The sequence below is a fragment of the Binatus sp. (SeqCode) genome, from assembly GCF_035272065.1.
Classification (GTDB): domain Bacteria; phylum Desulfobacterota; class Binatia; order Binatales; family Binataceae; genus Binatus.
On the sequence record NZ_DATEQZ010000075.1, the window covers coordinates 17,604 to 29,193 of the forward strand.

Annotated in this window: 13 protein-coding genes; 4 read left to right on the forward strand and 9 right to left on the reverse strand. The window is 62.1% G+C overall.

What is annotated here, in order from left to right; translation table 11 throughout:
* Positions 1–4 precede the first annotated feature (4 nt).
* Both VJX68_RS14305 and VJX68_RS14310 read left to right on the forward strand, forming a co-directional pair.
* Complete coding sequence (locus tag VJX68_RS14305; RefSeq protein WP_324096386.1) at positions 5–877, forward strand: AAA family ATPase; 873 nt, start codon at positions 5–7, stop codon at positions 875–877.
* Positions 878–892: 15 nt separating this feature from the next.
* Positions 893–2,143 carry a VWA domain-containing protein gene (locus VJX68_RS14310; protein ID WP_324096387.1) on the forward strand — a complete coding sequence of 417 codons (1,251 nt, stop codon included), beginning with the start codon at positions 893–895 and terminating at the stop codon, positions 2,141–2,143.
* Between the two features lie 6 nt (positions 2,144–2,149).
* On the opposite strand, the gene VJX68_RS14315 is transcribed toward VJX68_RS14310, so the two are convergent.
* From VJX68_RS14315 to VJX68_RS14345, 7 genes are all read right to left on the reverse strand, one after another.
* Entirely contained in the window at positions 2,150–3,655 is a 1,506-nt protein-coding gene (locus VJX68_RS14315; RefSeq protein ID WP_324096388.1) for a cyclic nucleotide-binding domain-containing protein, read from the reverse strand.
* A gap of 3 nt (positions 3,656–3,658) precedes the next feature.
* Entirely contained in the window at positions 3,659–4,831 is a 1,173-nt protein-coding gene (locus VJX68_RS14320) for a glycosyltransferase (RefSeq protein WP_324096389.1), read from the reverse strand.
* Positions 4,832–4,865: 34 nt separating this feature from the next.
* A complete protein-coding gene (locus VJX68_RS14325; protein WP_324096390.1) occupies positions 4,866–5,516 on the reverse strand; it encodes a non-canonical purine NTP pyrophosphatase in 651 nt (216 codons plus the stop codon).
* A 10-nt stretch (positions 5,517–5,526) separates the two neighbouring features.
* The gene (locus tag VJX68_RS14330) at positions 5,527–6,705 is read right to left on the reverse strand and encodes a D-alanine--D-alanine ligase family protein (protein WP_324096391.1); all 1,179 of its coding nucleotides are present in this window, start codon (positions 6,703–6,705) and stop codon (positions 5,527–5,529) included.
* Positions 6,706–7,023: 318 nt separating this feature from the next.
* Positions 7,024–8,478, reverse strand: a complete 1,455-nt coding sequence (guaB, locus tag VJX68_RS14335; RefSeq protein WP_324096392.1) for an IMP dehydrogenase — start codon at positions 8,476–8,478, stop codon at positions 7,024–7,026.
* A gap of 829 nt (positions 8,479–9,307) precedes the next feature.
* Complete coding sequence (locus VJX68_RS14340; RefSeq protein WP_324096393.1) at positions 9,308–9,667, reverse strand: VOC family protein; 360 nt, start codon at positions 9,665–9,667, stop codon at positions 9,308–9,310.
* Positions 9,664–9,852 (reverse strand): hypothetical protein, encoded by a 189-nt coding sequence (locus VJX68_RS14345; protein WP_324096394.1) that lies wholly within the window; start codon positions 9,850–9,852, stop codon positions 9,664–9,666. Before VJX68_RS14345 ends, VJX68_RS14340 begins: the two co-directional genes overlap by 4 nt.
* 74 nt (positions 9,853–9,926) lie before the next feature.
* Here VJX68_RS14345 and VJX68_RS14350 point away from each other — a divergent pair, with 74 nt between their 5' ends.
* Complete coding sequence (locus VJX68_RS14350) at positions 9,927–10,577, forward strand: hypothetical protein (RefSeq protein ID WP_324096395.1); 651 nt, start codon at positions 9,927–9,929, stop codon at positions 10,575–10,577.
* 67 nt (positions 10,578–10,644) lie between these two features.
* On the opposite strand, the gene VJX68_RS14355 is transcribed toward VJX68_RS14350, so the two are convergent.
* On the reverse strand, positions 10,645–10,767 hold the full coding sequence (locus tag VJX68_RS14355) for a hypothetical protein (protein WP_324096396.1): 123 nt from the start codon (positions 10,765–10,767) through the stop codon (positions 10,645–10,647).
* 78 nt (positions 10,768–10,845) lie between these two features.
* On the opposite strand from VJX68_RS14355, the gene VJX68_RS14360 reads away from it, so the two are divergent.
* A complete protein-coding gene (locus VJX68_RS14360; RefSeq protein ID WP_324096397.1) occupies positions 10,846–10,977 on the forward strand; it encodes a hypothetical protein in 132 nt (43 codons plus the stop codon).
* Positions 10,978–10,991: 14 nt separating this feature from the next.
* On the opposite strand, the gene VJX68_RS14365 is transcribed toward VJX68_RS14360, so the two are convergent.
* Entirely contained in the window at positions 10,992–11,273 is a 282-nt protein-coding gene (locus tag VJX68_RS14365; RefSeq protein WP_324096398.1) for a hypothetical protein, read from the reverse strand.
* Positions 11,274–11,590: the final 317 nt, after the last annotated feature.

Here is an 11,590-nt window from a genome sequence, read left to right on the forward strand (position 1 = left end):
TCCCATGCAAATTACCCACGAGCAGATCTCCGACGGCCTCAAGCGCGCCAAATACGTCACTAATGAGCGCGTCGAGACGGCGATCTTCCTTGCGCTCGCGCTCGAAAAGCCGCTGCTGATAGAGGGTCCCGCCGGCGCTGGTAAGACTGAAGTCGCCAAGGTGCTCGCGGAAATTCTCAACACCGAATTGATCCGGCTCCAATGCTACGAGGGACTCGACGAGGCGCGCGCGCTCTACGAATGGAACTATCAGAAACAACTTCTGCGCATGCAGGCCGGCGAGCAGCAGGGCCTGCGATGGGAAGATCTGAGCGAGCACATTTTCTCGCGAGATTTTTTACTGGAGCGCCCGCTGCTCAAAGCGATCACCGCGCCGAGCCGCGTCGTGTTGCTGATCGATGAGGTCGACAAGGCCGACGAGGAGTTCGAGGCGTTTCTGCTCGAGCTGCTCTCCGACTTCCAGGTGAGCGTTCCCGAACTGGGAACGTTGAAGGCCCACGAGCGGCCCGCCGTGATTCTGACGTCGAACCGCGCGCGCGAACTGTCGGAAGCGCTGCGCCGCCGATGCCTCCATCTGTTCATCGATTTTCCCGGGACCGAGCAGGAGCGAAAAATTATCGAGCTCAAGGTGCCCGAACTCGACGCCAAGCTGGCGGCCGAGGCGGCGCGTTTTGTCGGCGCGATTCGCAAGCTCGGACTGCGCAAGCCGCCGTCGATTGCGGAGACTCTCGACTGGGCGCGCGCGCTCGTGCGCCTGGGCGTGCGCGAACTCGACACCGACGCCGTGCGCACCGCGCTCGGCGTCCTGCTAAAGCACGAAGACGATCGCGCCAAGGTGGAATCGAAGGCTTCAACGCTCGCTCCGCGCAGGCGGTGAAGCTGCGTTAATTAGATGGCTCGGCTTCGCGATCAGCTTGTTAGTTTCATCTCTGCACTGCGAGACGCCGGCGTGCGAATCTCTGTTGCCGAATCGATCGACGCGATGAACGCGGTCGCGGCTGTTGGGCTCGAGCGCGCGCGGATGCATGAGGCGCTGGCGGCGGCGTTAATCAAGGACGAAGCCGACCGCGCGCTCTTCGACGAATCGTTCAACCGATTCTTTGCCGCGCCGCGATCGGAGCGCGGAGAGCATCCCGAGCAACGCGGCGACCAGGTCTCGGCTGCCACAGGCCGCGGCCGCCCGGGCGAGCATCCGACGCCATGCGATGAAGCGCCGCCGCGCAAGTCAGAAGAGCCGCGCGAAGGCGCGCTCGCGCGTAATCGCGACGAGAAATCGACCTCGCGGCCGTCGGAACTGCGACGCAAAGACGCTGAAGAGGGTGAGGACGCCGAGCGCACTTCCGATCGAAAGCGCGGCCGCGAGGAGCGTGGCGAGGCAGAAGCGCGCGAGGAATCGCGCACGCCCGGTATCGACGCCGCGCGCATCGCGCGACTCCGCGCGATCGAGCGGAGACCGTTCGATCAGTTCTCCGACCTTGACTACGACAAGGCGCGCGACGCGCTCGCTCCCCTGATTCGCCGTTTTCGGATTAGGCTGGGACGGCGGCTGCGTCTCGCGAAGACCGGCAGAATCGACTTTCGCCGCACGATTCGTGCCGCGATGCAGCGCGGCGGTGCGCTGATCGATCTCAACTTCCGCGCGCGGCGCCCGCGGCACGTCGATCTCGTGATCCTCGCCGACATCTCAGGCTCGGTCCGCTACGCCGCGCAGTTGATGCTTGAATTGATGGCGGGCGCGCGCGGATGCTTCCGCCGCGTCAGCAGTTTCGTGTACGTGGATCATCTGGCAGAGGCGGATTTTGAGCAGGGCCACCTGGTGATGACGCCCGCGCTCGATCTTTACGCGCGCTCGGATTTCGGTCGCGTGCTCGTCGAGCTGTGGGATCGCAGAACGGGATTGCTCACTCGCAGCACGATCGTCGTAGTCATGGGCGACGCTCGCAACAATCGCCTACCCCCACGCGCCGACCTTGTCCGCGAGATCACGCGCGCCTGCCGCGCCGTCATCTGGCTGAATCCCGAAGATCCGGCGCGCTGGAGTACCGGCGACAGTGCGATTAAGCAGTACGCGCGCGAAGTTAAGGCCGTCGTACCGTCGCGAAATCTGCGCGAGCTGCAAGTCGCGCTGGCCGCGATCGCCTAGCGCAGATCAGAAGTCGAACAGCTCACGCATCTTGTTGAGCAGCCATCGATGGGGGCCGCCTTTGCCGTCGAGCGTGTCGCCTGAGGCGAGCTTTTCCAGCCGCTCGCGGTTTCGCGCGGTAATAATATCGCCGATGCTGGCGACGGCATCGGGATGCTCCTTGAACAGGCGCGTGAGTCCCTCGCGATCCATCTCGATCACTTCCAGATCAGTGAGCGCGCGCACGTTTGCGTTGCGCGGTTCGCCGGTCATCAGCGCCATCTCGCCGGTGATAACGCCGGGGCCAATCTCGGCGATGTGGCGAACCTGGCCGTCTGCCGTATGACCGAAAACTTCGGCCTTGCCGCTCCGTACGATGAACATCGACTCGCCCGCTTCGCCGGCGCGCACCAGCATCTCACCCGCGCCAAACTGGCGTACCGCGACGGTCGGCACCAGCAGCCGAAGTTCGTCGTCGCTAAGGCCGCGCAGCCAATCGACCTGGCGCAGGTCGCTCATCAGCTCCCGCTCGAACTGCGCGTCAGCCCTTTCGTCTTCGTCGCGGCCCGCGTCGCGCACGTGGACCGTGCGGGTCGGGAACGGGATCTCGATCGAGTGGCGCCGCAGCGCGTACCAGAGGCTCGACGCGACGCGGTCGCGCACGTGTTCCTGCACGCCGTAGTCGCCGATCCAGTACTTGATCAGATACTGAATCGCGAAATCGCCGTAGCTCCACACCAGCACTTCGGGCGGCGGCTCGCGCAGCACCCCCGGCACGTCGCGCAGCAGCGTGAGCACGACTTCGCGCACGTGATTTGGCGGCACACCGTAGCTGATGCCAACCGTAATTTCCTCGCGCACGTGGCCCGTGGTGTAGTTGAACAGCACGTCCTTGGCGATCACGGAGTTTGGGACCTCGAGCCGCTCGCCGTCGCGCGTCACGATGGTGGTCGCGCGCCATGCGATTCCCTTCACCTGCCCAACATGCGTGCCACTGCGGATCCAGTCGCCGGGATCGAAAGGGCGCCCTATCGAGAGTGACAGGCCGCTGAAGACGTTGCCCAGAGTCTCCTGCAACGCGAAGCCGAGGACGGCGGCGAAGACGGTCGTCGTCGTCAGGATCGAAAGCGGCTGCACGCCGAAGTCGGTGTAGAGCACCACCATCACGACCACGAACCACAACACGAGCATCAGCAGTTCTTTGCCGATGCTGGAGAAGTGGACTTTGCCGCGGCGGGAAACTGCGTCAACAAACTCGAGCACCAGCCGGATTAAGCCGAACAGGAAAAGTACGAACGCCGCGACCGCGACCTTTTGGCCGACTTGCTCGTTGGGGATGAAGCGCGCACCGGCGTCGATAAGCGCGCTGCCCGACAGCAGCAGAAATGTCGTCGCGGTGACGGCGCGCTTGCGCCGGCGCACGGCGAAGGCGCCCAGCAGGGCGAACAGGACCAGCAGGCTTTCGACTAGCGTGCGCGTATCGCGCGACAGCGCGTCAATTTGCAGCATCGACTGAAGCGGCGTCGCGACCATCGTTCAGATCCCCGCGGCCAGCGCGATTTCGTCGAGCAGTTTCACCGCGTCGAAGTACTCGACGGCTATCTCACGCGCCGCGTGCGCGTGCCGCGGATAGTCGGAATTGATTTGCGCGATCGCATCGACCGCTTCGTCGGGCGTGTCGAAGCCGAGCAGTCCCGCGCCGGTGGAAATGAACTTTTCAAATCCGGTCCGTTGCGTGACGACGGGACGGCCCGCCGCCAGATAGCAGACCGTGCGATCGCTGAACCATCCTGTGCGCGGCCGCACGTAGATGTCCTTGGCGACGGTAAACTCGCCGCGCGAGCGGCTGATGTACTCGCGATATTCGTCGATGTCGAGCGACATCGGCACCACCGGCGTAATCGTAAAGCCACCCGCTATCGCGCCCTCGTAGTCGGGCCCGGCGGTCAGGTTGGTCGCGATTTCGATCGGCTGATTCGCGCGCGCGGCGACCTCGAGCGCCTTGCGAAAATTCAAATGCTTGGACCAGTAGTAGGTCTCGCCCTTGATTACCATGTCGTTGCCGCTATTCTGCCACGTGCCGACGGTTGTGAACGCTCGCGGTTCCGCGGGGCCTACGCCCGGATGCCACTCGTCGAGACTCACCGGCGGACGCGTCGGATGCCAATCGACGCCTGCGGTCGGCAGCAGGCAATCGGGCGCGCCGATATTGTAGCAATACGTGAAGAACAATTTGTGCGACTTGGCAAACGCCACGGTGGTCGGAATCTTGCGCGCAAGTTCGAGCTGAAAAACGCCCGGGTCGGTCTCGAGGTACACCAGGCAGCGGCTGCGCTCGTGCTCCTCGCGCGGCTCGGTCGCGCCGCAAAGATTGATGACCATGTCGGCGTCGCGGAACAGTTCCATGCATCGCTCGCGCGACATCCCAACGTATTGCTCGGTGGCCGAGTCCAGGAACGACCACCGGTCGCCGAAGCCGTAACGCGCGAGTATGCCGCCAATCACCTTCAGATTGCGCGTCGGATCCTTGGCGCCGCTTTCGATCGTCGGATCGTAAACGTACGCGCGGTGATCCTCGATGTAGTAGACCTCGAACCCAAGCTGTCTGAACCCCAACAGGTGATGAAGCAATTGCCAGATCACCCCGGCAAACGGGTACCGCGCCGCCAGATGCAGCACGACGACTTTGCCCTTGCGCTTGCCGTTCACCTTTTGCGTGGCGATATTAACTCGCGCGCCTCGATCATAATAGTTGGGCGTCGCGGCATCCGGCTATCCGCGCCAGCTCGTCGCGCAGCTTGAGCACCGCAATCCGGCGCTGGCTGATTTGCGCCTCTTCCTCGTCGCCAAGTTCGCCCAGATAACAGTTGCGCCCCGGTATAACCAGCACCGCGCGATACGGAAAGCCCGCGCGAATTTCAGGATACGCGCGCTCTGCGATCACGCCCTCGATCGCGCCCGACGCCGTCTTCTCGCGAATCACGCCGCCCTCCTCGTGTATCAGCGCGAGCGTGGCGCGTATTCGCGCTGTCCGGCGCCCGGCCTCGACGCCCTTCATCCGGCGGATAACTTCGGCGACGAGCGCCGCGTCGGAATCATCGCCCCCCGAGCCGAGCCATCGATGCGACCTGACGCCCGGCTCTCCGCCTAGTGCGTCGATCTCGAGTCCGCCGTCGTCGGCCAGCGTCGCGATTCGCGCGTGCTGGAAATAGAACCGCGCCTTGAGCAACGCGTTCTCGGCGAAGGTCGCGCCCGTCTCCTTGGGCGTTTCGGAAATTCCGAGCTCGGCGAGCGACACCAGTTCGAGCTCGATGCCCACGTCGCGCAGAATCAATCGGTACTCGGCAAGCTTCGCCGGATTCGTTGTCGCAATCAGCAGCCGCCGCATCGCCATCTCGATCGGCTCAGTCGCGCGACTTTGTGAGCGACTTCGGATGATACGTGATTTTGAGCGAGGCGCGCTCGCCATGCTCCTCGAGCGCCAGCTCGATCAACCGATCGATCAGCTTCGGCAGCGGCAAGCCAGACGCCTCCCACAGCTTCGGGTACATGCTGATCGCGGTGAAGCCGGGGATAGTGTTCACCTCGTTCACGTAGATCTCGCGCAAATCGCGGCTCGCGAGAAAATCGACGCGCGCCATCCCGCGCAGCGACAATGCCTTGAACGCCGCCACCGCCATCGCACGCAACTTCTTCGCCTTGGCGGGCGGTAACTCGGCGGGAATTTTTGTCGCGGAGCCTTCCGGATCGACGTACTTCGACTCGTAGTCGTAAAACTCATGCGCGCCCTTGACTAATACTTCGCCGGGAATCGACGCCTCGGGACGATCGTTGCCTAGCACCGCGCACTCGAACTCGCGGCCTTCGCACGAAGCCTCGATCAGCGCCTTGCGATCATACTGAAAAGCGTCGTCGAGTGCGGCGTTGAGATCGGCGGCGCGCTTCACCTTGCTGATTCCAATCGACGAGCCGAGCGCGTTGGGCTTGACGAACACGGGATAGCCGAGTTTGCGCGCGAGCCGCATCCCAAGCTGCGGAGTGTCGTGATAGTCGGCGCGCTCGATCGCGAAATATTTCACGACTGCGACGCCGGCGTCGCGCAGGATGCGCTTTTGCGCGTCCTTGTCCATCCCGAGCGCCGAGCCGAGCACGCCCGCTCCCACGTACGCGATTCCCGCCAGCTCGAGCAGCCCCTGCACGATGCCGTCCTCGCCGTAGGTGCCGTGCAACACCGGGAACACCACGTCGATATCCGGAATCGCATCATGCGTGCGCGTCATGTCGCCGCGCGCGCCGTCGGCCGGCGTCGCGATCAGCGATTGTCCTTCCGGATGCGGCAGCAGGGTCACCTGCGTGCCGCCCGCGCTGAGCGCTGCGAGACGCGGCGTCTTTTCGGCGAGCAGCTTGAGCGCGTTGCGTTCGAGATACCATCGCCCGTCGCGCCCAATCCCAATCGGAACAATCTCATACCGCGCCGGATCCATCGCCGACATCACAGTCAGCGCGGATCGCAACGAAATTTCATGCTCGCCCGATCGCCCCCCAAACAGGACGCCAACCCTGAGTCGTTTGTTTTCTGACATCGCACCGCCGCGCAGCGCGCGGAGGAACTTAATTGTAATGAAACCCGCGATGGGTTTGCAGGGGTGCCCCGTATTGCCTTGAGCGAAGCGACTCCTACCTCGCCCGTTATTTTTACGGGAGAGGCGGCCGGCCGCATCGCGGCCGGTTGGTGAGGGTTCCGCGGTTCCAGCTAAGTTTCACGCGCACAAGCACTACGGCCACGCGCAGGCCGCTCGCCACACCCCAAAAAAACTTCCCACAGGGACGAAGTCCCGCATCCTAATACTGGGTGCAGGGGTCACCCCTGCCGTGGGGCGCGGGGCGAGGAGCCCCGCATCCTACTGCCGATAATTCGGCGCTTCCTTGGTAATAAACACATCATGCACGTGACTCTCACGCATCCCGGCGTCGCTCACCTTGACGAACTTCGCCCGCTTGCGCAGCTCCGCGAGATTCGCCGCGCCCAGGTAGCCCATCCCGGATTGCAGCCCGCCGACGAGCTGCTCGATATTCGACGCCAGCGACCCGCGATGCGGTACGCGGCCCTCGATTCCTTCCGGCACATGCTTGCCGTCGGGCACGCTGATCTGCCCGTAGCGATCTCCCGTCCGCTCGTTCATCGCGCCGAGCGATCCCATCCCGCGATAAAGTTTGTACGTGCGCCCCTGGTACAGAATCGTCTCGCCCGGACTTTCCTCCGTACCCGCGAACAGCGAGCCAATCATCACACTGTTCGCGCCGGCCGCAATCGCCTTGGTGATATCGCCCGAGAACCGGATTCCGCCGTCCGCGATCACCGGGATATTGCGCGGCTCGGCAATCGCGATCGTGTCCATTATCGCCGTGATCTGTGGCACGCCGACCCCCGACACCACGCGCGTCGTGCAAATCGATCCGGGCCCCATCCCAACGCGCAGCGCATCGGCGCCGGCATCGCACAGCGCCTTAGCGCCCTCGCTGGTCGCGACGTTTCCGGCTACCACTTCCACGCCAGGCCACTCGCTCTTGGTCGCCTTGATGGCGTCGATCACGTTGCGCGTATGCCCATGCGCGGTGTCGATACAAATCACGTCGACGCCCGCACGCCGCAATGCGGCCACGCGCGCCTCGCGCTCCGGACCGACGCCGACCGCGGCGCCAACGCGCAGCCGTCCCATCTGGTCCTTGCTCGCATGCGGATGCCGAATCGCCTTGTCCATGTCCTTGACTGTGATCAGCCCGCGCAGCCGGTTCTGATCGTCCACCAGCGGCAGCTTCTCAATCCGATGCGCCTGCAGGAGCTCCTTCGCATGCTCGAGATCGATTCCAGGACGGGCAGTGATCACTTTGCTCGTCATCACGTCGCGCACCTGCTTGTCCAGGCGCCGTTCGAAGCGCAGATCGCGATTGGTCAGAATTCCGACCAGCCGCCCGTCCGAGACCACCGGCAGCCCGGAAATCCGGTAGCGCGCCATCACCGCCACCGCCTCGCCGATTTTCTGCTCGGGACTGACGGTGATCGGATCGACGATCATTCCGCTTTCATATTTCTTGACGGTCTCGATCTCGGCGGCCTGCTCTTCGATCGAAAGGTTGCGATGCACAAAGCCGATCCCGCCCATTTGCGCGATTGCGATCGCGGTGCGCGATTCGGTGACGGTGTCCATCGGGCTCGACACGAGCGGGATGCGCAGGCGGATTTTGGGCGTCAGCGCGGTCGAGACGTCGCAATTCGCCGGCAGCAGGTCGGACGACTGCGGGAGCAAGAGTACGTCGTCGAAGGTAAGTGCTTCGCGGAGCTCCTGATGCGCCATAGATTGACCCTCCTTGGGCGGTAAAAAAAGAAAGAGCCCGCGGATTTCCCGCGGGCTCAAGTCGGCCTTCAGTTTTTATACGCAGTCCGTTTAATCAGATGCGCCATATGCGACTTTAGCAACCGTCGCCCTGCCGATCAATACGGGTCGTCGGTACGCACTGGTTCAGTTTGCGCTTTCGGGGCTGTATCGCTGGTTTCGCTAATGTGTGTTAGTGTCCGTTCACTTTAAAAGGGGGTATCTGCCATCAAACGTCTAAATCTATGCTTTCTTGTGCTCCTGATACTTGGTTTTATCAGGACGGCAACTGCTGCAACTCCGAAAATGAAAGCAGAAACCACCGTTTGCGAAAATCCTACGGACGGTTGTTGTGTTTGTGCAGACCAGTCTGCGGTTCCGGTAGGCGGTGGTGGTAGTTGCCCGCTGGGTACATCTTTGATCTATTCTGAATCCGCTGACGGAAACGCGTGGTGTATTCAGTGCCGCTCAATTCAGCCATTCGTTCAATTGAGTACGCCTCCAGCTCCTGACCCGACTTTGGATTGCGTTACAATTAACTTTCCTTGCGACCCTGCCGTCTGCACCGAGCCACCTCCCCCAGAGAACCTCTGTGGAACCGCTTTCGCGGGTGACGGTTACCCCATCATTCCCGTTGAGGTGCAGGTAGTCTGCGCTCGTATCTGTCCACACACCGGCGGCGGCAACTGCAAATGACGAGACGAGTCTCCCACTAGCCGACAATCGCGGCTTTCATTTCCGCGGGTGAGTAATGGGCGGTTTTGAAAACTTCGGTCGGGTTATTCGGGAATTATATCGCTGACCAACACGGCTACAGTTCGATCACGTGCCCATCAGGGTCGGTGACATAGGCGAAGGGGCTTCCGGGCTGGTGCTCTCCGCGCTCTACTAGCGCGCCGCCCGCGGCGATCACTTCCTCAATCGCCCGGTCCAGTTGGCCTCGGTCAGCCAGGCGGAAACCGAAATGGTCGATGTTGCCGGCTCCGCGAGCCGCGTCCGGGCTTTGCTGTAGCGTGATCGTGTCATGGGTGCCGGGCGGCCTCAGAAAGACCAAGCCGGGACCGTCCCAGAACATCTCCTGCAAGCCGAACACCCTCTCGTAAAAGGCCTTTGCCCGGTGGACATCGGCGACCAACAGGTTGATGTGCGTGAGGCCCTGCGTTTCGATCACGGCGCGCCTCTGGTGCGAAATCGGACTTCGCCGGTTTGTTGATCTACCACGTATGCCCGCAGCCCATTGCCAAGGCGGGAAATTTGATAACGTGGCAAAGAATGACCCCAATCGTCATTGCATGCAGACACGCCAAAAGGCAATCCGACGCCGACGACAGAAACAGCAATTTTCATAAACGCCATTGGTTTTCCCCCGAGTTCAGGGATGCCCTAGTTCAGCCTGCCCGCGCCGTCCCTTCCATGCTACGCGATCCACTATGGACAACAGTCAAGACACCCCACACTCGCCCGACTCGCCCGAAAACCGACTGCCCGCGCTTTCGCCGCGCCGGCTTGCGGCGCGCCGTGCCAACGCGATGAAATGTACGGGCCCGCGCACGCCCGAGGGCAAGGCCGTTGCGCGGTTCAACGCCCTCAAGCACGGTTTCTTCGCCTGCGACGTCGTCAACCCCGAACTCGACGGCCCGCTTCGCGCCGAAGAATTCAATTCGATCCTCGACGCTTTGCTCGAAGAGTTCCAACCCGAGTCCGCCCGCGAGCGCATCCTGGTCGACGAGGTCGCCGCATGCTGCTGGCGGGTCCGCCGATTGCTGCGCTACGAATGCCGTGAATCCTGGCTCGATGAGGACGCTTACCGCCAAGACGCCGCTACTGAGGGACCCACCGAATCGCTCCTCGCCTCGATGGGTTATGATCACTACGGCGTTCGTCGGCGCACTGCTCGCAAGCTCCGGCGCAGCGGACTCGACGCCTTTACCCTGCCGAGCTATTCGGATGTGGATAAAATCGTCCGCTTCGAACGAAGCGTAAAGCGCAATCTGTTCCGCGCCCTCGATTTGCTGGAGCGCATCCGGGCCGCGCGCAGTTGTCCGGGATCATCGGACTCAACTTCATCGCCGCGGGAATGACTCGGGCGGCGGACGACGCGCGGCAAAAAATATTTTTGACGGAACAAAGCTAGCCTTGGGCAGTGTCTCAGTTTGAATTTTTCGGCCTAATGCCAAACGCAAATAGCACGATGGCGATCAGCGTGATCAGCAATGGCGTCCAAAGGATGACGGCCAGCATAAGGCTATGACGCTTGCCGTAATTCTTCATGGTTCTTCGGTCTTTTGGCTCGCTTCCCATTCGTCCACGATTCCGATCAGATCGTCAAACGAGAAAAGATGATTCATAATGCCCGATTCCATCGCGGGCGCGACTCGCGCGCAGTTGCCCGGGATCATCGGACTCAACTTCATCGCCGCGGGAATGACTTGGGCGGCGGACGACGCGCGGCAAAAAATATTTTTGACGGAACGAAGCTAGCCTTGGGTAGTGTCTCAGTTTGAAATCCGCAACCAAGAAAGCTCCATGTACGCCGCGCGCTCTGCATCCTCGGCCGACTTGTACAAACCCGACATATGAGACGGACTCCAGTATGAGATTGGGGCTATGGAAGCGGCTGGCGCATCTTCGGTAACAAATTTCTCCTCTACAAAACGGAACAGATTGTTAGGGGTCAATGTCACGATCATGCGCCGCTGGCCGTCTTGGCTCACGACCCGCGTGATTTCCTTCCACTTGCCCGCGGTCACGCCCTTTCTTGCTGATTGGTTTCCCATTCGTCCACGATTCCGATCGGATCGTCAAACGAGAAAAGATGATTCATAATACCCGATTCCATCGCGGGCGCGACTCGCGCGCAGTTGTCCGGGATCATCGGACTCAACTTCATCGCCGCGGGAATGACTTGGGCGGCGGACGACGCGCGGCAAAAAATATTTTTGACGGAACAAAGCTAGCCTTGGTGGCATACCCGTCGCCGGACCACAACCGGTGGTAGGAATTGCCCCTTTCCGCTCAATCTACCCGTCGCTCAGAATGACAACATCGCAATCACAGTGCCCCGCTTCACCTCCCGCACCACACTGGTTTTCGC

What these genes read in the sequence shown, in the direction of transcription:
- VJX68_RS14330 (WP_324096391.1), bottom strand. Translation starts at nt 6,705, where the DNA reads ATGTCAGAAAACAAACGACTCAGGGTTGGCGTCCTGTTTGGGGGGCGA.
- VJX68_RS14315 (WP_324096388.1), bottom strand. Translation starts at nt 3,655, where the DNA reads ATGGTCGCGACGCCGCTTCAGTCGATGCTGCAAATTGACGCGCTGTCG.
- VJX68_RS14365 (WP_324096398.1), bottom strand. Translation starts at nt 11,273, where the DNA reads ATGGGAAACCAATCAGCAAGAAAGGGCGTGACCGCGGGCAAGTGGAAG.
- VJX68_RS14355 (WP_324096396.1), bottom strand. Translation starts at nt 10,767, where the DNA reads ATGAAGAATTACGGCAAGCGTCATAGCCTTATGCTGGCCGTCATCCTT.
- VJX68_RS14350 (WP_324096395.1), top strand. Translation starts at nt 9,927, where the DNA reads ATGGACAACAGTCAAGACACCCCACACTCGCCCGACTCGCCCGAAAAC.
- VJX68_RS14325 (WP_324096390.1), bottom strand. Translation starts at nt 5,516, where the DNA reads ATGGCGATGCGGCGGCTGCTGATTGCGACAACGAATCCGGCGAAGCTT.
- VJX68_RS14360 (WP_324096397.1), top strand. Translation starts at nt 10,846, where the DNA reads ATGCCCGATTCCATCGCGGGCGCGACTCGCGCGCAGTTGCCCGGGATC.
- VJX68_RS14310 (WP_324096387.1), top strand. Translation starts at nt 893, where the DNA reads ATGGCTCGGCTTCGCGATCAGCTTGTTAGTTTCATCTCTGCACTGCGA.
- VJX68_RS14345 (WP_324096394.1), bottom strand. Translation starts at nt 9,852, where the DNA reads ATGGCGTTTATGAAAATTGCTGTTTCTGTCGTCGGCGTCGGATTGCCT.
- VJX68_RS14305 (WP_324096386.1), top strand. Translation starts at nt 5, where the DNA reads ATGCAAATTACCCACGAGCAGATCTCCGACGGCCTCAAGCGCGCCAAA.
- guaB (WP_324096392.1), bottom strand. Translation starts at nt 8,478, where the DNA reads ATGGCGCATCAGGAGCTCCGCGAAGCACTTACCTTCGACGACGTACTC.